Source organism: Brachybacterium fresconis, from assembly GCF_017876515.1.
GTDB lineage: Bacteria > Actinomycetota > Actinomycetes > Actinomycetales > Dermabacteraceae > Brachybacterium > Brachybacterium fresconis.
This window is the reverse complement of sequence record NZ_JAGIOC010000001.1, coordinates 1,521,404-1,543,395: the sequence shown is the minus strand read 5'-3', so window position 1 is coordinate 1,543,395 and position 21,992 is coordinate 1,521,404. Positions and strand designations below refer to the sequence as shown.

Here is a 21,992-nt window from a genome sequence, read left to right as displayed (position 1 = left end):
ACGTGTCGCCGACGCAGGTCAGAGGAAGTCGCGGACCTTCTGGAACAGGTCCGGATAGTGCGCCTCCAGGCGCGCCGTGCCGATCCGCAGCCCCACCCAGAAGGCGAGCACGCCCAGGACCAGCGAGACCAGTCCTGCCACCAGCAGCAGCACCTCGCTGCCCACGACCAGGCCCCAGATCGCCAGGCCGATCGTCGGGATCTGCGGGACGAACACGGAGACCATCGCGATCGCCATCGTGAGCATCGCGTTGGCGCTCGAGGCCGACTTGTCCTTCATCGGGTTGGTGCCGGGAGGTGAGGCCGGGTACGGCATGATCGCGCCGACCGCGACCGAGGAGCCCCAGCCGGAGATCATGACGCCGACGGAGGCCAGCAGCACCAGCGGGATCAGGTATGCCATGTCGTACAGCAGCGGCAGGGCCACCGTGATCACGAGCACCGGCGGGACCATGAGCACCGCGATCGCGGCGACCCGGCCCAGCAGGTTCGCCCGCGCGGGCAGGTTCGCGGTGATGTTGACCCAGCCCGAGGGCCCGTCGAAGCCGATCTCGTTGCACAGGCTGACCCCGGTCATGCCGCACATGAACACGGTGAATGCGAGCATCATCGGGCGCGACTCGGGGAGCACCAGGCCCATCGCCACGAAGAACACGATGATCAACGGGTAGATGCCGATCGATGCCAGGTAGCGGGTGTCGCGCCGCCAGTAGCGCAGGGACTTGCCCAGCACCGCCCCGAAGGGGGAGGGCTTCGCCCATCGCGGCACCAGGGCGGAGACCTTGGTGGTGCCCGAGGAGGCGTCACCGGTCAGCGCGGAGGTGAGGGAGGCATCGATGGAGCGGCGCCACCACAGCCAGGTGAGCGCGATCGTGGCCGCGCCGATCAGCAGGCGCGCCAGGGCCGGCAGCACCGCGCCCTCGGCGAGGTCCATCGGCACGGAGAACAGGGCCCCGAACGGGGTCCAGGCGAGCACGTCGACCACGCCGGGCAGCCACTGGCGCACCAGCTCGACATTCAGGTCCTCGATTCGCTGCATGCTGAGCGAGAAGCCGTAGATCGCGGCGAACATGACCATCATCGCGAAGATTCCGCCGAGCTCACGGCCGCTGCGGGAGGAGGCCTTGCTCGCCGAGTGCGCGAACCAGGCGCGCGGCAGCAGCAGGCACAGCACCACTCCGGCCAGGTTGGCAGGGATCAGCAGCACGATCGCGGCGAGGATCCACCCCACGCCCTGGCCGAACAGCACCAGCCACAGCACCTCGAAGGCTGTGGCGACGGCGACGGCGAGCAGGGTGAACAGGCTCGGCAGGCTCAGCGCGGACGCGGCGAACAGGCCCGGCTGCAGCTCCTTCGCGCTGCGCGGGAACAGGGCGAAGGAGCGCGGATCCAGGGTGTCGTCCACTCCGAAGGCCAGCACGGGGATCAGGAACCACGCCAGCACCGTCACCGTCCCCAGGCCCCGGATGACCAGCCCGAAGGTCTCGCCCTCACCGGCCCACAGCGTGGTGCCGAGGAAGGCGAACACCAGGCCGACCAGGCCGCCGAGGGCGTAGAGCACCCCGAACAGAGTCCCGATGAGCTTGCCGACGTTCTTGCGGTAGGAGCGCTTCCACAGCGTCCACTTCAGGCGCAGCAGGAGCCGCACCAGGGACGTCCGGGCGACCTCTCCGTGGTGGACGTCGGCCGCCGAGGCGGTCGCAGCATGCTCGCTGCTCAGGACTCCAGCCACGACAGGCTCCCTTCCGCGACGTCGCCGCCGCCGACGAGATCGATGAAGGTCTGCACGAGGCTGCCGCCCCGGCGGACCTCGTCGAGCGTCCCGGCGGCGAGCAGCTCCCCGTCGGCGATGATCGAGACGTGGCTGCACAGCCCCTCCACCAGCTCCATGGCGTGGCTGGAGAGCACCACGGTGCCGCCCCCGTCGACGTAGGCCGTCAGGATCTTCCGGATCACCTGCGCGGAGACCGGGTCGACCGCCTCGAGCGGCTCGTCGAGCACGAGCAGGCGTGGTGCGTGCAGGAGGGCGCTGGCCAGCAGGATCTTCTTGGTCATGCCCGCCGAGTAGTCGACGACCAGCTTGCCGTCCTCACCGGCCAGGTCCAGCGCCGCCAGCAGGGACTCCATCCGCTCCTGGACCACGTCGGGCTCCATGCCGCGGATCAGGCCGACATAGGTCAGCAGCTCGCGACCGGTGAGGCGATCGAAGGTGCGCAGCCCGTCGGCGAGCACCCCGAGCTGTTCCTTGGCGCTGGTGGGTTCGGCCCACATGTCGGTGCCCAGCACGTGCGCGGTGCCGCCGTCGGGCCGCAGCAGCCCGGTGGCCATGGACAAGGTGGTGGTCTTGCCGGCGCCGTTGGGGCCGACCATGCCGTAGAAGGATCCGCGCGGGACGTCGAGGGAGATCCCGTGGACCACCTCGGTCCGGCCGAAGGACTTGCGCAGTCCACGGATCGACAGAGCTGATTCGGGGAGCACCGCGGCATCGGCCGGGACCGGTGCGGCGGCATCCGCGACGGCGGCCGGGTGGACCGGCTGGTCGGCGACGGAGGAGCCGGACGGGGAGGAGGGGTCGGCGAAGTGCATGGGATCACGCTATCGGGCCGGGATTCCTGCCTGCTCCGCCGGAGGGCCAGGCCCGGTCCGACCTTCGTCGGGGTGCGGCGGACGCCCGATCGGGAGCCCGGGCACCGTGCCCGGTCTCGTGGGGCACGACCGCGCGTGCGCCGGTGCGCTGGCGGCCGACTAGGATGCCCGCAGTCGCCTTGGTGCTCGATGGAAGGAACCCCATGACGAAGCTGCGCCCCACCCCGCGGGCACCGGGTCTCGCCCCGGAGGTCGAGGAGATCCCGCTGGGGATCCGTCGGCTCGCCGCGTGGTCCTGGCGGATCATCGTGATCGTCGCCGCCACCGCCGTGATCCTGTACGGCGCCCTGCAGGTGACCGGCATCCTGATCCCGGTGCTGCTGGCCGTGCTGCTGGCGGTGATGCTCACGCCCGTGGTCAAGATCCTCACCCGCTACACCTTCCTGGGCCGGGCGGCGGCCAGCGGCGTCTCCCTGCTGGGCCTGCTGCTGGTGGTGGCGGGCATGTTCACGCTGGCCGGCCGGCAGCTGATCGCCCAGTGGGCCGACATCCAGGCCAAGGCCGTCTACGGCTTCCAGTCGATCACGAACTGGGTGACGACCACTTTCCAGATCGACGACACGATGATCAACTCGGCGATCGACGAGGGGCTCGCGAAGCTGCAGGAGAACGCGGAGACGCTGGTGAACTCGGCGGTGAGCACCGCGGCCGTGCTCGGCAACCTCGCCACCGGCATCGTGATCTGCCTGTTCACCCTGTTCTTCCTGCTCTCCAGCGGGCCGACGATCTGGCGCTGGGTGGTGGGCCTGATGCCGCCGGCCGCGCGCCTGGGGACCCATGAGGCGTTCCGGCGCGGCTGGAAGGCGCTGTCGGCCTACGTGCGCACCCAGATCATGGTGGCCGCGGTCGACGCCGTCGGCATCGCCCTCGGCATGGTCTTCCTCGGCCTGGGCTCCTACGCGGTGCCGATCTGGCTGCTGGTGTTCCTGTTCTCCTTCGTCCCCCTCGTGGGTGCGATCGCCTCCGGGGCCATCGCGATCCTGCTCGTGCTGGTGCTGCAGAACTGGATCTTCGCGCTGATCATGCTCGGCATCGTGCTGCTGGTCCAGCAGCTGGAGAGCAACATCCTCCAACCGTTCCTGATGGGCAAGGCCGTGGAGCTGCATCCGCTGGCGGTGTTCCTCGGCGTCGCCGGCGGCGCGATGATCGCCGGGATCCCCGGGGCGCTGTTCGCGATCCCGCTGATCGCCTTCGTCAATGCGACGCTGCTGTACATCGTCGGCCGCGATCCCAGCCCGGAGCTGGGGACGGACCAGCCCATCGCGGACCATTTCTCCGCGATCAGCGCCGCCTCCCGCGCTCACGCCCAGTCCGCCCGCACCGGGCTGGGGGCACAGCGCGAGGCGGTGCCGGCCGGAGCGGCAGACGGGGCTCGTTCGGCGGGGTCCCCCGGATCGCCGGGATCCCCCGGGTCAGCGGGAACCGTCCCTGCCGACCAGCCGGCCACCGAAGCGCCCGTCGCCGGACCGACGGACGCGACGGATCCGTCCCCCGACGGTCCGGCCTCCGACGGCCAGGCTTCGGACGTTCGTGCCTCGGACCGTCCGGCTTCGGACCGTCCGGCCTCGGACGGTCCGGCTGCGGACGATGCCCTGGGGTCGGAGGACGCGCCGGGGTCGACGACGGACTCCGAGGAGCCGCCCTCCTCCCGTCCGTGACCTCGCGCTGCGTCCACCAGACCGCATGACGACGGCCCCCGTTCCGGCAGAAGCCGGATCGGGGGCCGTCGTCATCGTGCAGGCGAGGGCGCCGCGCTCACGGGGCGAGCGCGGTGCGCCTCACGGGTGGTACGGGCTGGCCTTGAGGATCTCGATCGGGAAGGACTTCCCGGTCGGTGCGGTGTAGTCGACCGTGTCGCCCACCTTCGAGCCGTGGATCGCGCTGCCGAGCGGCGATTCGGTGGAGTACACCTCGAGCTCGGAGGAGCCTTCGGCGATCTCCCGATTGCCGAGCAGGAACGTGCGGTCCTTCCCGGCCAGGGTGATGCTGACGACCATGCCGGGCTCGACGATCCCGTCGTCCTTCGGCGCCTCGCCGACCACGGCGTTCTTCAGCAGGCGCTGGAGATCGGCGATGCGCGCCTCCATCTTCCCCTGCTCCTCACGGGCGGCGTGGTATCCACCGTTCTCCTTGAGGTCGCCCTCGTCGCGGGCAGCGGCGATGCGCTCCGCGATGTCGGTGCGACCCGGCCCCTCGAGCTCAGCGAGCTCCTTGGCCAGGCGGTCGTACGCGTCCTGGGTGAGCCAGGCGCCATTCGGCTGGCTGCTCATGGGTTCACTCCTGTCGTCTTCGGTCCATGCGCACGGGGAACTCCGAAAAAGGGCCCCTATACGCGAATCACGGGGCACATGTCCTCATGCGCCCCGTGCTGCGGGTGATGATCCCCGGCGTGATGCCGGTTTCGGGATACCTTACACCGCTCTTTTCCCTGTCCCGGGGACCTCCGGGGTGATTTCGCGGTCCGAGTAATCGGCGCCGCGCAGCCGCCGGACGGCTCAGGTGGGTTCGCAGCCCAGGACCTCGGCGGAGACCGCCTCGCCCTGGGTGGAGATCTCCACGCGATGCGCCGTGCGACGCTCCGTCTGCGGCGCAATGGTCGTCTCGACGAAGCCGACCTGTGCGCGCCCCTTGTTCATGGCCTGGAGACGGCAGGTCGCTCCGGTCCCCGGATCCATCGTGACCGTGTAGTCGACCGCGATGACGTTGTCGGCGACGTGGTCGTACCCGACCATCTGCGATCGGATCGGCGCGCTCGTCGACCAGTAGCCCACCAGCACGACGACGGCGAGGAACACGATCGCGACGAGGCCGATGAGCACCCGCGTGGCGCGCTTCGAGAGCAGCGGTGCGCCGTAGCGGTCCGCGGGGCGCTGCACAGTGCCATTCATGCCCTCATCGTCCCAGAGCCCGACCGCCCGGTCTCCCAGGGGCGCGGACGACTCGAGAGGGACCGGTCACGTCGGTGCAGTGCTCTCGACCGGTCCGGGGTCCGCCCAGGCGCGGTGGCGTAGGATCGGGCGCTGGTGGGACCCCTGTTCGGGAGTCGCACCGGTCCCCGGGGAGCCTCGTCCCCGTGCCGTCGTCGCCGAGGAGAATCGTGACCGTCCAGCTGCCCGCCCCCGATGAGACCCTGCGGATGGTGGCCGTCCACGCGCATCCGGACGACGAATCCTCCAAGGGTGCCGGAACCACCGCGCGCTACGCCCGCGAGGGCGCTCAGGTCACCGTCATCACCTGCACCGGCGGTGAGCGCGGTGACATCCTCAATCCGCGCCTGCGCGACGACCCGACGCTCACCCCGGAGGTGCTGCCCGCGGTGCGTCGCCGCGAGATGGCCACGGCCCAGGAGATCCTCGGGGTGGATCATGAGTGGCTCGGCTTCGTCGATTCGGGCCTTCCCGAGGGCGACCCGATGCCGGCGCTGCCGGAGGGGAGCTTCGCGACCCTGCCCGTGAAGGAAGCGGCCGCCCCGCTGGTGGAGGCGCTGCGCCGACTGCGGCCGCACGTGCTGACCACATACGACGAGAACGGCGGTTACCCGCACCCGGATCACGTCCAGACCAATCGGGTCAGTCTCGCGGCCTTCGACCTCGCGGCCGATCCCGACTTCGCCCCGGAGCTCGGCGAGCCCTGGGCGGTCGCCAAGCTCTACTACATCAACGGTTTCCATCGCCAGCGGTTCTCCGCCGTCGCGCGGCACATGCGCGCCGCGGGGACGCCGAACGAAGAGCTGGAGCAGATGCTGCAGCGCCTCGACGAGTCGACCGACCGGGTGCTGACCACGCGCATCGATGTGCGGGAGTTCCTCGGGGTCCGCGATGACGCGCTGCGCGCTCACGCGACCCAGGTGGACCCCGACGGGCCGTTCTTCCGCATCTCGCATGACGTGGAGACGGAGGCGTGGGGCACCGAGGACTACGAGCTGCACATCTCCCGGATCGGGGTGAAGCTGCCCGAACAGGACCTCTTCGCCGGTCTGCGCCACGAGAGCGTCGAGGCGAGGCCGTGATCGCGGCACCGCTGGGCGCCCTGTCGGCTGCCGGCGGCATCCTGCTCGCGGACCCGGCCCCGTCCGACGGCGAAGGCTTCAACTCCGTCACCGTCTCCCCGGGACTGCCGGGCTTCCTGGCGACGTTCATCCTCGCCGTGGCCGTGGTGCTGCTGGTGCTGGACATGACCCGTCGGACCCGACGCGTCCGTGCCCGCAACGAGGCCGAGGCACGAGCACAGGCCGAGCAGGAGGCCGAGGACGCCGACGAGGCGCAGCGCGCCGAGGGCGACGACGGCGGGGAGCACGCGGACAGAGGCCCCGCGGACAGAGACACCGGGGACAGGGACAGCGGGAACGGTGGCCGTGAGGACGCGGAGGTCGCTGACGGCGGAACCGGCACCGACGGTGAGCACGGGACCGACGGCGACGCCGACCGTGGCACCGACGGCGATGCCGGCTCCAGGGCCGATGGCGAGGGAGACCCTGGGACCGACGGTGGGGCCCACCCCCGCGGCGACGACCGGCGCTGACTCCCTGGGGTCGATCCCACCAGCTCACAGGCCCCGGGATCGGGGAGCGCGTGCTCCGGGGCTCACAGGACCGCGGTCGCGACCGCGGCGAAGTGGCAGCCGAAGCCGATCAGCGTGCCCGCGTGGAAGATCTCGTGGAACCCGAACCAGGCCGGGGACGGATTCGGCCTCTTGAGGCCGTAGACGACCGCCCCCACCGTGTAGGCCAGGCCGCCCAGGATCAGCAGCCAGACCACGGCGGCCCCGCCCGTGGCGTACAGAGCGGGCATGTAGAAGACCGCCACCCAGCCAAGGGCGATGTATGCGGGTACGTAGAGCCAGCGCGGCGCACCGGTCCAGAACAGGCGGAAGCACACCCCGATCAGGGCGCCGCCCCAGGCGATCCCGAGCAGCGTCCACGCCTGACGAGGAGCCAGCAGGATCACCGCGAGCGGGGTGTAGGTGCCCGCGATGATCAAGAAGATGTTCGCGTGGTCGAAGCGGCGCAGCATGATCGCGCGCTGCGGGGACCAGGTGCCGCGGTGATAGACGGCGCTGACGCCGAACAGCATCCCCGCGGTCAGCACGAACACGGCGCAGGCCAGGCGGATCGCGAGCGTCTCGCCCACCACGATCAGCAGCAGGCCCACCACCAGCGAGGTGGGGAAGGCGATCAGATGGAGCACGCCGCGCAGGCGGGGCTTGGGCAGCTGCAGCCCGAGCTGCCGTGCCCGGGCCGCCATCGACCGGGTCAGAGTCCGCGGAGCGAAGGGATGCGTCTGGGCGGTGGGGATCTCCGCGTCGGCCACGGTGGGCGGGGCTCCCGACTCGGCGACCGCCTCCACGGCCTCGCGCAGCGCCGGGTCCTGCGGGTCGTCCGGGTCCTGCGGGTCGTCCGCCGCGGCAGGCGATGGATCGTTCCCGGCCGAGCCGCCGGGGCCGGGGGTCGCCGGGGCGTCGTCCGCGACGGGCGCCGACGGGCCGACGGGAGACTCCGACGAGCTCGGATCGTCCTCCCGGTGGGAGCTGGTGTGCATGTCGCCGAGCGTAACCTACGCTCGCGTAAGGTCACACGGGGGCGCTGTGACGATCCGGTGTTGATCGGCCCGAAGCGTCGGGCGAGGCGTCCGGCATCATCGATACTGGAAGGGTGCGGCGAGTGGGTCGGGCCGCACAGCGACGGACCACGGTGCCCGGATCCCTCGGGACGCCGTGCGCCGCAGAGACATCCGACCCGGGGAGCGGAGGCTGCAGTGGACGACAACGGCCTTCTGTACCGCGTCTACGAGCGTCGGCTCGTCCGGGAGCTCGAGGCCTTCGAGCTGCCTCAGCACCTGGGCGTCATCGTCGACGGCAACCGTCGATGGGCGAAGGAGGCCGGTGAGACCACCGAGGGCGGTCACCGCGCCGGTGCCGCGAAGATCGTGGAGTTCCTCTCCTGGTGCGAGAGCCTGCAGATCCCCCTGGTCACCGTGTGGATGCTGTCCACCGACAACCTCAGCCGGACGCCCGAGGAGCTCGAAGCCCTCTACGAGATCATCACCTCCACCGTGGAGCAGATCGCGGAGGCGGGCTACTGCGTGCGACTGGCCGGCACGCCCGAGGCCCTGCCCGAGGAGGTCCGCGACGGGATCGACCGCATCCAGGAGCGCGCCGCGCCGGAGTCGCAGCTGACGGTCAACGTCGCCATCGGCTACGGCGGCCGCGAAGAGATCGTCGACGCCGTCCGGGAACTGGTGCGCGACTACGGACTGCAGGGCCGCAGTCCTGAGGAGATCGCCGAGGCGATCAGCGTCGAGTCGATCACCGAGCATCTCTACACCCGCGGCCAGCCGGACCCGGACCTGATCATCCGCACCTCGGGCGAGCAGCGCCTCTCCGGCTTCCTGCTGTGGCAGTCGGTGCATTCGGAGTACTGGTTCTGCGAGACCTACTGGCCCGGATTCCGCCGTGTCGACCTGCTGCGCGCCCTGCGGGACTTCTGCCGCCGCGAACGTCGCTACGGCGCCTGAGGGCCCGAGCGTCGGGAGCCGGGCGGTGGGGCGGCCCTGTGGTGGGCGCCGGCCCGAGGGCGGCCTGCGAGCTTTCGTCGCCCGGCGTGAGCTGAAGGTCGTATGGGCCGTGAGGTCACGCTGAGCGACGAATGTTCGCAGCCTCCCGCCGGACCGCCCCGGCGGTGGCAGACTGGCCGCACCGGGAGGTCGGCAGAACTCCGGGTGACGATCGGGTGAACGTCGAGCCCGCAGACGGCGGGACGCGCCCGGCAGCGGATGCCGGCAGGGCTAAGGTCCAGGCATCCGCGAGAATTCGGGAGGCTCCGATGCACGACACCACCACTGCCCGCGAGACCATGACCGCCGATCCGGCGCTCACCGGCACCGGGGACGGCGTCGGCCCGGGGGTGATCGGCGCGGCGAACTCCGACGGATCGCCCGTGGTGCCCTCGCTGGTGCCGGGGGCCGCCCAGCAGGTGCTGTCGGGCATCGAGACCGGGCTGATCACTTACGTGCTGGACACGTCGGTGCTGCTGTCCGACCCGCTCTCCCTGCACCGCTTCGCCGAGCACGACGTCGTGCTGCCGATCGTCGTGGTCACCGAGCTCGAGGCCAAGCGTCACCACCCCGAGCTCGGCTACTTCGCCCGCCAAGCCCTGCGGATCCTCGATGACCTGCGCGAGATGCACGGGAACCTCTCGGTGCCCCTGCCGATCGGCAAGGAGGGCGGGCACGTGCAGGTCGAGCTGAACCACATGAGCGTCGAGTCGCTGCCGGACGGATTCCGCCTCGGTGACAACGACACGCGCATCCTGGCGGTCGCGAAGAACCTGCAGCTCGAGGGCAAGAACGTCGTGCTGGTCTCCAAGGATCTGCCGATGCGGATCAAGGCCTCGGCCTCCGGCATCCACGCCGAGGAGTACCGGGCAGAGCTCGCCCGCGACCGCGGATACACCGGCATGGTCACCGCCGCCGTCGACGAGCAGAGCATGAGCGACCTCTACGACGGCCAGAGGATCGAGATCCCCGAGGTGGCCCACCAGCCCGTCCACACCGGGCTGACCATCACCAGCCCGCGCGGCTCCGCCCTGGGACGGGTGACCCGGGACAAGCAGGTGCGTCTGGTCCAGGGCGACCAGACCGTGTTCGGGGTCGGCGGCCGCTCCGCGGAGCAGCGGGTCGCGATCGACCTGCTGCAGGACGAGTCCATCGGCATCGTCTCCCTCGGCGGTCGCGCCGGCACGGGCAAGAGCGCCCTGGCGCTGTGCTCGGGACTCGAAGCGGTGCTCGAGCGCCGCACCCAGCGCCGGATCATGGTGTTCCGCCCGCTGTTCGCCGTCGGCGGTCAGGAGCTCGGCTACCTGCCCGGCGACCAGGGCGAGAAGATGGGCCCCTGGGGGCAGGCCGTGTTCGACACGCTCGGCTCGATGGTCTCGCAGAACGTGATCGATGAGGTGCTCTCGCGCGGCATGCTCGAGGTGCTGCCGCTGACGCACATCCGCGGTCGGTCCCTGCACGACGCCTTCGTGATCGTCGACGAGGCCCAGTCCCTGGAGCGCAACGTGCTGCTGACGATGCTCTCCCGCATCGGGCAGAACTCCCGGGTGGTGCTCACCCACGACATCGCCCAGCGCGACAACCTGCGCATCGGCCGCTACGACGGGGTCGCCTCGGTCGTCGAGGCGCTCAAGGAGAAGGAGCTGTTCGCGCACGTGACCCTGCAGCGCTCCGAGCGGTCCAAGGTGGCGGAGCTGGTCACGCACGTGCTGGACGAGCCGGTGCCCTGAGTCCCGGGACGACCGCCAGGGGCGTGAACCGCGCAGGGCCCCGCCGAGCCGGTGAGTCGCGCCGGTGGGGCCGTTCGGCGGGTCGCGCCAGGTGGGCCGGTCGGCGGGTCGCGCCGGGTGGGCCGGTCGGTGGATCAGGACCAGGATGGTGCAGTGCTGAGTGGGGATCGTGCCCGCTGGCGCCATGTCAGCGGGGAGGGCTCGTGGGAGCGTTGGCTGCTCCTATAGCGCCGGTCGATGCGGCGATCACGGTCTGGGGCCACTCACATCGCCCCCTTGTGGCGCCGCCGCCAGCTGTCGCGCATGTCGCCAGCGGTCGCACAGGTCGCGAACTGTCGCGCAGGTCGCCATCTGTCGCGCAGGTCGCGAACTGTCGCGCAGGTCGCCATCTGTCGCGCAGGTCGCGAACTGTCGCGCAGGTCGCCATCTGTCGCGCAGGTCGCGAACTGTCGCGCAGGTCGCCATCTGTCGCGCAGGTCGCGAACTGTCGCGCAGGTCGCCATCTGTCGCGCAGGTCGCGTACCGCGCCCGTGGCTGCCTTTCCTCCCCAGGCTTCTGCCGTCCACAGGCGTGCGCACGACGGAGACGGCGACGGCGTGTCGGTGATCGGATACGGGCCATGGAGATCCCAGGTATCCGGCACAAGAAGCAGCTCAGAGCTGAAGGGATCGCGCGCCGGACTCTGGCCAGATGGCTCCGTGAGGATGCGGTGACCAGCATTCAGCCGTGGTACGCCACCCCGGAAGCGCCACCGGACATCGTGGCGCTGCTGCGCCTCGGAGTGCGTCCCACCTGCCTCGATGGCGCTTCCGTGCACGGTCTCTGGACTCCTCCCCATACCGGGACACATGTCTACCGCCCCCGCAGACTGACCGCCGGGCTCGAGCTCGAGAACACTCGGGCGCTCCGCGTGCGACGCCGCGGCGGGCAAGCCGTCCCGAGCGGGAAGGCACAGCCTCTGGTCCTCCATGGTCCCGAGCTGCGGGCGTGGCCGGACCTCGACCCTGTTCCGGACGTGCAGCTCATTCTCGAGCATGCCGGTCGCTGCCTCCCCGTGGTGAAGGCAGCGGTGCTGTTCGAGTCCGCGATGCACCGCGAGATGCTCAGCCGGCGCGACGTCGACAGGATCATCGCCTCGTTGCCGCAATGCGCGCGGCGACCACTCGCACGGGTTCGCGGCGATGCCGAGTCCGGCACCGAGACCACCGTGCGCTGGTGGTTCGAGTCCCGAGGAGTGGCGGTCCGCTCCCAGGTCCGCTTCCCCGACGGGCGGCGACGAATGGACCTGCTGGTGGGGGAGAGCTGGGTGATCGAGTGCGACAGCCGGGAGTTCCACGACGACCCGCGCAGCTACGACGAGGACCGAGAGCGGGACCTCCACCTGACCTCCTGGGGATACACCGTGACCCGTCTGTCGTGGGAGCAGGTCTTCCGGCGTTGGTCACAGACGGAGCGGATGCTGCTGGCGATCTACCGCCGTGGCGAGTACAGGAAGCGTCCTCGACGCGGAGAGGGCGCGCTCGTCGCGTAGGTGGGCCGGGGCGATTCGAGGAGCGCCGGCGCGAAGTCGACAACGCAGACGTCGTGCGCGTGCGAGCTCGATGGGGTCCCCCGATCGGTGAATGCACTGCACCCCGAATGGTCGATCCGCGTCCTCGAGAACAGGCGGAGGATCAGGTCATGCCCCTGCTCTCGCTCCGTGGACTCACGAAGAACTATGCGCACCGCCCGGTCCTCCGGGGCGTCGATCTCGACCTCGACGAAGGGGAGATCCTGGGGGTCGCCGGCCCCAACGGGGCCGGGAAGACGACGCTTGTCGAATGCTTGGCCGGTCTGCGCGAGAACGACGGCGGCACGATCACCGTCGCCGGCATCGACCCCTCCCGCCCCACCCCGGAACTGCGTCGCCTCCTCGGGGTCCAGCTGCAGCAGATCCGCGTCCCCGGCGTGCTGCGCACCCGCGAGGTGCTCGAGCTGTTCGCCGCCTTCTACCCGGATCCGCTGCCCCCGCACCAGCTGATGGAGGAGTTCGACCTGACGTCTCAGGCGGATCAGGCCTTCGCGAAGCTCTCCGGAGGGCAGCAGCAGCGGCTCTCGGTCGCCCTCGCCCTCATCGGCCGCCCGCGGATCGCGATCCTCGACGAGCTGACCACGGGGCTCGACCCGGCCGCACGCCGCCGCATCTGGGCCCAGCTCGAACGCCGACGAGCCGAGGGCATGACCATGCTCCTGGTCACCCACTCGATGGAGGAGGCCCAGCGGTTGTGCGACCGGATGGTGATCCTCCAGGACGGCGAGATCATCGCCGACGGCTCGCCGCAGCAGATCGTGGGGCGCACGGGAGTGCAGCGCACAACCTTCCAGGCTGAGGTCGATGAGCTCGTCCTGACGGAGCTCGAGCAGTGCGAGGACGTCGCCGCCGTCGCCCGGTCCGGGGGAGCGATCGTCGTCGACGGCGGCGACGCCAGCCCGCAGGCGGTGCTGGCCCACCTGGCGCGCCGGGGGATCCGGGCGCGAGGCGTCGGCGTCGACCGCCCCACTCTCGAGGACGCCTACCACCGTCTCGTCACCGGCGAGGAGCACGAGAATGCCGCACCGGGCGTCCGCCCGGCCGACGAGAGGACCCTGCGATGACCGCTGCTGCGGCCAGCGCCGCCCTCACCCGCGCCGAGATGCGCCAGATCTATCGCTCGCCGGCCTCGATCCTGTTCAGCGTCGGGTTGCCGCTGCTGGCGATCGTGATCCTGGCGCTGATCCCGGCCGCCCGCGTCGAGCGGGCCGCGTTCGGTGGGCTCAGCGTGATCGAGGCGTTCACCGCCCCGATCGTGATGTTCTCGGTGACGATGACCGGCGTGATGGTCATGCCGCAGACCCTCGGCACGCACCGTGAGTCCGGTTTCCTGCGGCGGCTGCGCACCACACCGATCGCCCCCTCCAACCTGCTCGTGGCGACGATCGCCGTGCACGCGGTGCTGGCCGTGGTGGTGGCCTCCGTGATCGTGCTGGTCACGATCGCCGCCGGGGGACGGGCGCCCGATCATCCGCTGCTGTTGGCGGCCGTGATCCTGCTGATGAGTGCGGTGTTCCTGGCCGTCGGCGCAGTGCTGTGCGCGCTGATCCCCACCGTGAAGGTGCTTGCGGGTGTGGGAAACCTCGTCGCGATCCTCATGCTGTTCTGCGCCGGGCTGTGGATCCCCCGCGCGGTCATGCCCGACTGGGCGCGCACGCTCACGGACCTCACGCCCGGCGGCGCCTCCGCAGAGCTGCTGAACACCGCGCTCGCGGGCGGGCACGGCAGTTGGCCGGACGTGCTGGTGTGCCTGGTGTGGACGGGAGTCAGCGTAGTCGTGGCGGTGCGGGTGTTCCGCTGGGACTGACGCCCGACAAGGTCCCCGGTGAGTTGATCCGACCACGCGGGCGCCGGTCGCTCTCGCCAGTGCCGCTGGAGCCGGTCGCTCTCGCCGGCACAGCGTGAGTCGATGGCTCTCTCCGACACCGCGTGAGCCGGTCGCTCTTGCCGGCACAGCGTGAGTCGATGGCTCTCTCCGGTACCGCGTGCGTCGGTCGCTCTTGCCGGCACAGCGTGAGTCGATGGCTCTCTCCGACACCGCGTGAGCCGGTCGCATCCACGGGCGGCCTGCGAGCATGGCGGGCCGTATACGACGTCGCCTGCTCGCAGAGCGCCGGTGGATGCGATCACCGACCCATGACCGGGCGACCGGTGCGCTGTCGGCGGAGTGCTCCCTGCCCGGCGATCAGGCCTTCGGCGAGGTCATCGACAGCACGTCCAGGGCCGCGTCGAGCTGCTCCTCGGTCAGCTCGCCGCGCTCGACGAAGCCCAGCTCGATCACGGCATCGCGCACCGGGACCCGTTCGGCCACGGCGTGCTTGGCGATCTTGGCGGCGGATTCGTAGCCGATGAGCTTGTTCAGCGGGGTGACGATCGAGGGGGAGGCCTCGGCGTAGAAGCGAGCCTTCTCCTCGTTCGCGACCAGACCGTCGACCGTCTTGTCGGCCAGGGCCGTGGAGGCGTTGGCGAGCAGCCGGATCGACTCCAGCAGGCTGGTGCCCATCAGGGGGATCTGCACGTTGAGCTCGAAGGCGCCCTGCGCGCCGCCCCAGGCGATGGCCGCGTCGTTGCCGACGATCTTCGCGCACACCATGAGCACGGCCTCGGGGATGACGGGGTTGACCTTGCCCGGCATGATCGAGGAGCCCGGCTGCAGGTCGGGGATCGCGATCTCGCCGAGGCCGGTGTTGGGGCCGGAGCCCATCCAGCGCAGGTCGTTGCAGATCTTGGTGACGGAGACGGCGATCGTGCGCAGTGCCCCGGACATCTCCACCAGCCCGTCGCGGGCGGACTGTGCCTCGAAGTGGTTGCGGGCCTCGGTCAGCGGCAGGGAGGTCTGCTCGGCGAGGTTGGCGATGACCTTCTGCGGGAACCCGGTCGGTGTGTTGATGCCGGTGCCCACGGCGGTGCCGCCCTGGGGGACCTCGGCCGTGCGCGGCAGCGCCGCCTCGACCCGCTCGATGCCGTAGCGGATCGCGGCCGCGTAGCCACCGAACTCCTGGCCGAGGGTGACGGGGGTGGCGTCCATGAGGTGGGTGCGGCCGGACTTCACGACGGCCTTCCACGCTTCGGCCTTGGTCTCCAGCGCCTCGGCGAGATGGGTGAGCGCGGGCAGCAGCTTCTCGACGACGCCCGCGGTGACCGCGACGTGCACCGAGGTCGGGAAGACGTCATTGGAGGACTGCGAGCAGTTGACGTGGTCGTTGGGGTGGACCTGGCGGTCGCCGTCGGAGGCAAGGGTCGCCAGCACCTCGTTCATGTTCATGTTGGAGCTGGTGCCGGAGCCGGTCTGGTAGGTGTCGACCGGGAACTGGTCATCGTGCTGACCGGCGACGACCTCGTCGGCCGCGGCGATGATCGCCTCGGCGATGCCGGCATCCAGCACGCCCAGGTCCTGGTTAGCGCGGGCGGCCGCCTTCTTCACCTGAGCCAGGGCGTGGATGTGCGCGGGCTCGAGCCCCTGTCCCGAGATCGGGAAGTTCTGGACGGCGCGCTGGGTCTGGGCTCCGTACAGGGCCGAGGCGGGCACGCGCACCTCTCCCATCGTGTCGTGCTCGATGCGGTAGCCGTCCTGGGCGGTGCCGGGCGTGGACTGGGACATGGAGAGGCCTCCTCGGGGGTGGTGGTGGGTCGGACGGAGTACGGGGTGGTCGACGCGCGGCGTGGCCGCGTGATGGCGAGATCGATGGATCGGCCGACGGGCCGGTGGGTCTGGTGGGCGGGGCGGGTGGTCGAAGGTGGACCGGCCGACGGAGCCGGCTGACGGGCGGGTCAGGTGAGCTCGTGGCTCCACGGGGGATTCGCCCCGGCCCGCGAGACGGTGATGGCGGCGAGCGAGGATGCGCGGCGCAGCACGGTGGCGACGTCGTCCGACGGCATCGCGGCCAGCGGTTCTCGCCGGTCCGCGCCCAGCAGGCCCTTCGCGGCGAGGGCATCGAGGATCCCGGCGGAGAAGGTGTCCCCGGCGCCGACGGTGTCGACGGCCTCGACGACGACGGGGGAGACCTGCACGCGGCCGGAACCCGCGAAGCCCACGGCGCCGTCATCGCCACGGGTCATCACCGTCAGCGCCGGGCCCATCTCGAGCCAGGAGGCGACGACGTCCTCGACGTCGTCGGTGCCGTACAGCCAGGCCACGTCCTCGTCGGATGCCTTGACGACGTCGCTCAGGGCGATGTTCGCCTCCACCCGTTCCCGCACGGGCTCCGCCTCGCCCATCAGGGTCGGCCGGGCGTTGGGGTCGTAGCTGATCGTGGCGCGGTCGCGGGTGCGGCGCAGCACGTCCATGACGGTCGCCGCTCCCGGGTCCGTCACCGCCGCGATCGACGAAGTGTGCACGGCGTCGACCGATGAGGGGAGCCCCGCGGGGTCGGGATCCCACACCAGGTCGAAGGTGTAGGTGGCGGCGCCGGTCGCATCCAGCGTGGCCTGGGCGGTCGAGGTGGGCGCGTCGACCGTGCTGCCCGGCGTGAGCTCCACGCCGGAGTCCGCCAGATGGGCGCGGATCGCGTCACCGCGATCGTCGCGGCCGATGCGCGTGAGCAGGTGGGCATCATGGCCGAGGCGGCTGAGGGCCACGGCCACGTTCAGGGGGGAGCCGCCGGGATGCTCGCGCCGTGCGCCGTCCGCGTCGACGACGATGTCGGTGAGTGCTTCTCCAGTGATGAGGAATGTCGCGGTCACGCGTCGATCATCGCAGGTTTCCCCGGCCGGGGCGAACGCGGGGAGCGCTGGTGGGGCCGCACCCTGGGAGCGGGGACCCGACGCAGCGGGGACAATGGAGGTATGCACGTGCCTGATGACCAGACCCCGGACTCGCGGGAGACTCCAGAGGCCCCGGCGAACTCTGCGCCGGAGGACGTCGCGGAGACCCCGGAGCCGCGACCGCAGCCGAAGTCGGCCTACGAGCTGCCGTCGAAGAAGAACACCGTGCTGCGGAACATGATCTGGGCCCTCGTCCTGACCATGGCGGTCGTCGTCGTGATCGCGATCGCGTTCTTCGGCGTGGGCAGCGATCCGGGGCGGGAGCCGCTGGCGAACTCGGAGCTCGACGTCTCCGAGAGCGCCGAACGAGCGCAGGATGCCGTGAGCTTCCCCGTCGCGGCGCCGAATCCGCAGGAGGGCTGGACGGAGCGTTCCGCCCGCTTCACCGGTGGCGAGTCGCCGCAATGGACCGTGGAGTACACCTCCCCGAGCGACCAGCTGGTGACGTTGACGGAGGCGGCCGAGGTCGGCGCCCCGATGCTGTCCTCGGCGCTGCCGGGTGCGACGGTCCAGGAGGAGCTGAGCATCGGCGGTGCCCAGTGCCAGGTGCTCAGCGGTGACACGGACGGGACGACGGAGCTCGCCCTCTCCTGCCAGGGCGAGGACTTCGGTCTGCTCGTGCACGGCGCGACGGACCGTGAGGAGATCCAGGCGCTGATGGAGCAGGCGCTCGCCGACGTCCAGGAATGATGTGGGCGGTCAGTCCGCCTGACGTCGCGCGCTGACGGCCTCGTCGAGACGCTCGCGTGCTCCATCCAGCCACTGCTGGCAACGACGGGCGAGCATCTCCCCGCGCTCCCACAGGCCGATCGAGTCCTCGAGCCCGCCCTGGCCGGATTCGAGGCGGCGCACCACCTCGACCAGCTGGTCCCGCGCGGCCTCGTAGGAGAGTTCGGCGATGTCCGGCGGCAGCTGGACGTCCTCGGTGGGAGTGACCTCGGGGGCCTGCGCCGGGCCGTCCTCGACAGCATCGGTGGGAGCAGCGGGATCGGAGGGGGAGGGTTCGGCGGGGGACTGGGTCATGGCGACTCCTCGAAAGGGTGACGGATCGGGGGACTTCTTCGGGCAGCGATCGGGCAGTGTCAGGCAGGGCCTCGGGGCGAGAACCGCGTGCCGTCGGGCGGCGGCGTGGGCACGACTCTCACGGAGCGGGTGGCGTGTACGGATCGGTCTCGGTGCGCTGGACGCCGAAGCGGCCCCCGGCGACCCGGACCGAGAGCGGATCTCCGACGGAGGTGGCCTCGGGGGAGCGCACGATCGTCCCGTCCGGGCTCTGGACCACCGCATAGCCCCGCTCCAGGGTCGCCAGCGGGCTGAGCGAGCGCACCTGGCTCCCGAGATGATCGACCTCGTCGGCCGCCCGATCCAGGCGAGCACCCACCAGAGTGCGGGCCAGGGCGATGCGGGAACGGATCTCGTCGGCGCGGCCGGCGAGGATGGTCGAAGGGTTCTCCAGCACGGGCCGGGAGCGCATCGCATCCAGCGCCGACTGCTCGCGCTCCAGGCGGGCGCGGATCGCGGAGCGCAGGCGGGTCCGGCCCAGGTCGAGCTGGTCCAGCTCGGCCTGGATATCCGGCACCACGCGCTTGGCGGCATCGGTGGGGGTCGAGGCCCGGACGTCGGCCGCGAGGTCGATCAGCGGGGTGTCCACCTCGTGGCCGATGGCCGAGACGATCGGCGTCTTCGCCCCGGCGACCAGGCGGGTCAGCTGCTCGTCCGAGAAGGGCAGCAGGTCCTCGAGGGAGCCGCCGCCGCGCGAGAGGATGATGACGTCGACGTCCTCCCGGCCGTCGAGCTCGCGCAGCGCGGCGGAGACCTCGCGGACCGCCTTGTTCCCCTGGACCGCGACCTCACGGATCTCGAACTGCACCGCCGGCCAGCGGCGACGGGCGTTGACCACCACATCCCGCTCGGCGGCGGACTCGCGGCCACAGATCAGACCCACCGTGCGGGGCAGGAACGGCAGCGACTGCTTGCGGGCCGCCTCGAAAAGCCCCTCCGCCGTCAGCACACGCTTGAGCTGCTCGAGGCGGGCCAGCAGTTCGCCGAGCCCGACGGGCCGGATGTCGTCGGCCTCGAGCTGCAGGCTGCCGCGCTTGGTCCAGAAGGTGGGTTTGGCGTGGACGACCACGCGGGCACCTGGGACCGGTTCGATCGACAGTCCCCTTAGCACGTACTCGCGCACCGGCACGGAGAACGACATGTCCACGTCCACGTCGCGCAGGGTCATGAACGACAGCCCCGCCCCGGGGCGCCGGTTGAACTGGACGATCTCGCCCTCGACCCACAGCGGGGACATGCGGGCGACGTACTCGCCGACCTTCACCGACAGCTGGCGAAGCGGCCAGGGATTCTCCGCCGTGGTCAGCGCGGCGGTCGGGGCCGGTGCCGGCCGCGGAGCATCGCCGCCGCCGTGCTCGGTGCTGCTCTCGGTCATGGGCACCACTGTGGCACGAAGGGCCGACAGTCCGCGCGCCCACCTCGGATTGGGGATGGAGCGCCGGTGGGGAGGACGGATCGCGTCCCAGGTCGCCTCCGGACATCTCGCGGCAGAGCTTTCCCGCGGGAGCGTCACAGCTCCCGTATCCGCACCTCAGCCGGCGCTGCCCTCGGACTCGACCTCGCCATCTCCCCGGTTCTCCGGGGGAGACGCGAGGTCGGCGATCTCCTCGTCCTCGAGGGTGCGGGCCCGCCGGGTGAGCTGCTCGACCTCGTCGACCGGCGTGCCGGTCAGCCCGAGATCCTCGAAGCGCCTTGCGGTGACCATGACCCGTGACTGCAGGGAGCCGACCGCGTCGTTGAAGGCGGCGACGGAGGAGTCCAGCGATCGCCCCACCTTGCTCAGGTGGGAGGTGAAGGTGCCGAGGCGATGGTGCAGTTCGCGCCCGGCATCCAGGACCGCCCGGGCGTCGCGGTTCAGGGCATCGGTGCGCCAGGTGTGGGCGACCGTGCGCAGCAGCGCCACCAGGGTCGCGGGGGAGGCGATCACGACGTCCTTGCCGAAGGCGTCCTCCAGCAGCACCGGATCCGTCTCCAGCGCGGCGGCGAGCACACCGTCGCTGGGCACGAACAGCACGGTGAACTCCGGGGTGTCCCCGAGGGCCTTCCAGTACGCCTTCGAGGAGATCACGCCGACGTGGTGGCGCAGCGCCTTCGCGTGCGCGGTCCGTCGGGCGGCGGCGCGCTGCGGGTCGGCCTCCTCGGTCGCATCCAGGTAGGCGTCCATCGGGGCCTTCGCGTCGATGACGACGTGCCGGTCCCCGGCCAGGTGCACCACGAGATCCGGACGCTGCCCCTTGTCCCCGTCGGCCCGGGTGCCGGGCAGCTGCTCGGTGAAGTCGACGTGCTCGAGCATGCCGGCGGCCTCGACGATCCGGCGCAGCTGCACCTCGCCCCAGCGGCCGCGGGCCGTGGGGGCGCGCAGCGCTGCGGTGAGCGCACTGGTGCCGGTCTCCAGGGACTGGGCGCGCTGCGACAGCTGGGCCAGATGCGAGCGCAGCGCCCCCTCGGCCTCCCCCCGGGCGGCCTCGGAGCGGGCCAGGGAGCGCTCGAGATGGGAGAGGGTCGCGGTGATCGGTGCGAGGGTGCGCTGCAGCTCGGCCTCGCGCTCCTCCTCGGCGGCGTCACGGCGGGCGACGTCCCGCTCGTGCCGTTCGTCGGCCAGGCGCAGCAGCTGACCCGAGGAATCGGCCGCCGCGTGGTGGCGCAGCTCGGCGGACCGTGCGCGCTCTCGCATCACCAGCCAGCTCACGACCGCGCCGAGCGCTGCGCCGAGGATCAGCCCCAGCAGGAGCATCTGTGTTCCGCTCATGGGATCAGCACACCACGGAGGTGTGACGGACGGACGTCGCCACGCCTCGACCGTGGCGGCGAGACTCTCCCGAGGGCGGAGCAGGCGCCGAATGCGCTCTCGATGAACACTCCTTCCGGCGGATCCGCGACCGAGTATATTGTTCAAGCCTCAATCATCAGTGGTCGGGCGGCGTTCGTCGCCGACCTCGCACCTCCGGGTGCAGGAAGGAGCAGCATGTCGCGCATCGTCGTTCTCGGAGGCACCGGATACGCAGGTGGCCACCTCGTCGCCGAAGCCGTCTCGCGCGGTCACCAGGTGCTGGCCGTCAGCCGTACGGCCGCATCCGAACCCGTGGAGAAGGCCGAGTACCGCACGGGGGACGTGCGCGAGGAGTCCTTCCTCTCCGAGGTGCTCGAGGCGGCCGACGTGGTCGTCTCCGCGCTCTCCCCGCGTGGCGACATGGCCGATCCCGAGGCCTTCCGCGCCGTCGAGAAGACCGTCGCCCGCCTCGCGCACGACCACGGGATTCGCTTCGGGGTCATCGGCGGTGCCGGTTCGCTGCTGGTCGCCGAGGACGGTCCCAAGCTCGTGGACACCCCGGACTTCCCCACGGAGTTCGCTCAGGAGCCCCGGGTGCTCGACGCCGTGCTGCAGGACCTGCGCGGCGCCGACCAGGACCTGGACTGGTTCTTCGTCAGCCCTGCCGGCGGCTTCGGCGCCTTCGCCCCCGGCGAGGCGAAGGGCGCCTACCGCCTCGGCGGCGACGTGCTGCTGTCCGACGAGGACGGCGAATCCTTCATCTCCGGTGCCGATCTCGCGCTCGCCGTGGTCGACGAGATCGAGAAGCCCGCGCACCGTCGCACCCGCTTCACCGTCGCCTACTGACCTGTGGACCGCGGGGCCCGTCGGCAGGGCCGACGGGCCCCGCGGGGCGGCGAG

At 71.1% G+C, this 21,992-nt stretch carries 20 protein-coding genes; 10 read left to right on the top strand and 10 right to left on the bottom strand.

The annotated features are described in order from the left end of the window. Positions 1 to 18: 18 nt before the first annotated feature. Entirely contained in the window at positions 19 to 1,731 is a 1,713-nt protein-coding gene (locus JOF44_RS07055; RefSeq protein ID WP_209889068.1) for a hypothetical protein, read from the bottom strand. Next, positions 1,716 to 2,585: an ABC transporter ATP-binding protein gene (locus tag JOF44_RS07050; protein WP_209889066.1), complete on the bottom strand. Its 870-nt coding sequence runs from the start codon at positions 2,583 to 2,585 to the stop codon at positions 1,716 to 1,718. Before JOF44_RS07050 ends, JOF44_RS07055 begins: the two co-directional genes overlap by 16 nt. A gap of 203 nt (positions 2,586 to 2,788) precedes the next feature. Between JOF44_RS07050 and JOF44_RS07045 the strand changes: the two genes are divergently transcribed. Beyond that, positions 2,789 to 4,303, top strand: coding sequence for an AI-2E family transporter (locus JOF44_RS07045; protein WP_209889063.1), 1,515 nt, complete (start codon positions 2,789 to 2,791; stop codon positions 4,301 to 4,303). 120 nt (positions 4,304 to 4,423) lie between these two features. Here JOF44_RS07045 and greA read toward each other — a convergent pair whose 3' ends face one another. Continuing rightward, the gene (gene greA, locus JOF44_RS07040) at positions 4,424 to 4,915 is read right to left on the bottom strand and encodes a transcription elongation factor GreA (RefSeq protein WP_209889060.1); all 492 of its coding nucleotides are present in this window, start codon (positions 4,913 to 4,915) and stop codon (positions 4,424 to 4,426) included. A gap of 225 nt (positions 4,916 to 5,140) precedes the next feature. Then, positions 5,141 to 5,533 (bottom strand): DUF4307 domain-containing protein, encoded by a 393-nt coding sequence (locus JOF44_RS07035; RefSeq protein WP_209889057.1) that lies wholly within the window; start codon positions 5,531 to 5,533, stop codon positions 5,141 to 5,143. A gap of 209 nt (positions 5,534 to 5,742) precedes the next feature. On the opposite strand from JOF44_RS07035, the gene mca reads away from it, so the two are divergent. Both mca and JOF44_RS07025 read left to right on the top strand, forming a co-directional pair. After that, positions 5,743 to 6,654 carry a mycothiol conjugate amidase Mca gene (mca, locus tag JOF44_RS07030; RefSeq protein ID WP_209889054.1) on the top strand — a complete coding sequence of 304 codons (912 nt, stop codon included), beginning with the start codon at positions 5,743 to 5,745 and terminating at the stop codon, positions 6,652 to 6,654. Further along, complete coding sequence (locus tag JOF44_RS07025; protein WP_209889051.1) at positions 6,651 to 7,166, top strand: hypothetical protein; 516 nt, start codon at positions 6,651 to 6,653, stop codon at positions 7,164 to 7,166. Before mca ends, JOF44_RS07025 begins: the two co-directional genes overlap by 4 nt. 62 nt (positions 7,167 to 7,228) lie before the next feature. On the opposite strand, the gene trhA is transcribed toward JOF44_RS07025, so the two are convergent. Continuing rightward, complete coding sequence (gene trhA / locus JOF44_RS07020; protein WP_342591695.1) at positions 7,229 to 8,182, bottom strand: PAQR family membrane homeostasis protein TrhA; 954 nt, start codon at positions 8,180 to 8,182, stop codon at positions 7,229 to 7,231. 216 nt (positions 8,183 to 8,398) lie between these two features. Between trhA and JOF44_RS07015 the strand changes: the two genes are divergently transcribed. The 5 genes from JOF44_RS07015 (at position 8,399) to JOF44_RS06995 (ending at position 14,303) form a co-directional block, all read left to right on the top strand. Beyond that, positions 8,399 to 9,157, top strand: coding sequence for an isoprenyl transferase (locus JOF44_RS07015; protein ID WP_209889048.1), 759 nt, complete (start codon positions 8,399 to 8,401; stop codon positions 9,155 to 9,157). Positions 9,158 to 9,465: 308 nt separating this feature from the next. Further along, a complete protein-coding gene (gene phoH2, locus JOF44_RS07010; protein ID WP_245348886.1) occupies positions 9,466 to 10,926 on the top strand; it encodes an RNA 5'-3' helicase PhoH2 in 1,461 nt (486 codons plus the stop codon). 709 nt (positions 10,927 to 11,635) lie between these two features. Continuing rightward, a complete protein-coding gene (locus tag JOF44_RS07005) occupies positions 11,636 to 12,457 on the top strand; it encodes a hypothetical protein (RefSeq protein WP_342591694.1) in 822 nt (273 codons plus the stop codon). 149 nt (positions 12,458 to 12,606) lie between these two features. Next, positions 12,607 to 13,560: an ABC transporter ATP-binding protein gene (locus JOF44_RS07000; RefSeq protein WP_209889041.1), complete on the top strand. Its 954-nt coding sequence runs from the start codon at positions 12,607 to 12,609 to the stop codon at positions 13,558 to 13,560. Beyond that, on the top strand, positions 13,557 to 14,303 hold the full coding sequence (locus JOF44_RS06995; RefSeq protein WP_209889038.1) for an ABC transporter permease: 747 nt from the start codon (positions 13,557 to 13,559) through the stop codon (positions 14,301 to 14,303). Before JOF44_RS07000 ends, JOF44_RS06995 begins: the two co-directional genes overlap by 4 nt. A gap of 378 nt (positions 14,304 to 14,681) precedes the next feature. Here JOF44_RS06995 and JOF44_RS06990 read toward each other — a convergent pair whose 3' ends face one another. After that, positions 14,682 to 16,097, bottom strand: coding sequence for a class II fumarate hydratase (locus tag JOF44_RS06990; protein ID WP_209889035.1), 1,416 nt, complete (start codon positions 16,095 to 16,097; stop codon positions 14,682 to 14,684). 170 nt (positions 16,098 to 16,267) lie between these two features. Further along, a complete protein-coding gene (locus tag JOF44_RS06985) occupies positions 16,268 to 17,179 on the bottom strand; it encodes a carbohydrate kinase family protein (protein ID WP_209889032.1) in 912 nt (303 codons plus the stop codon). Between the two features lie 102 nt (positions 17,180 to 17,281). Between JOF44_RS06985 and JOF44_RS06980 the strand changes: the two genes are divergently transcribed. Next, positions 17,282 to 17,950, top strand: a complete 669-nt coding sequence (locus JOF44_RS06980) for a DUF4245 domain-containing protein (protein ID WP_245348885.1) — start codon at positions 17,282 to 17,284, stop codon at positions 17,948 to 17,950. 9 nt (positions 17,951 to 17,959) lie between these two features. Here JOF44_RS06980 and JOF44_RS06975 read toward each other — a convergent pair whose 3' ends face one another. From JOF44_RS06975 to JOF44_RS06965, 3 genes are all read right to left on the bottom strand, one after another. Then, complete coding sequence (locus JOF44_RS06975) at positions 17,960 to 18,283, bottom strand: exodeoxyribonuclease VII small subunit (RefSeq protein ID WP_245348884.1); 324 nt, start codon at positions 18,281 to 18,283, stop codon at positions 17,960 to 17,962. Between the two features lie 118 nt (positions 18,284 to 18,401). Then, the gene (xseA, locus tag JOF44_RS06970) at positions 18,402 to 19,697 is read right to left on the bottom strand and encodes an exodeoxyribonuclease VII large subunit (RefSeq protein ID WP_209889026.1); all 1,296 of its coding nucleotides are present in this window, start codon (positions 19,695 to 19,697) and stop codon (positions 18,402 to 18,404) included. A gap of 156 nt (positions 19,698 to 19,853) precedes the next feature. Continuing rightward, a complete protein-coding gene (locus JOF44_RS06965) occupies positions 19,854 to 21,071 on the bottom strand; it encodes a DNA recombination protein RmuC (protein WP_245348883.1) in 1,218 nt (405 codons plus the stop codon). A gap of 216 nt (positions 21,072 to 21,287) precedes the next feature. On the opposite strand from JOF44_RS06965, the gene JOF44_RS06960 reads away from it, so the two are divergent. Then, on the top strand, positions 21,288 to 21,938 hold the full coding sequence (locus tag JOF44_RS06960) for an NAD(P)-dependent oxidoreductase (RefSeq protein ID WP_209889023.1): 651 nt from the start codon (positions 21,288 to 21,290) through the stop codon (positions 21,936 to 21,938). Positions 21,939 to 21,992 lie beyond the last annotated feature (54 nt).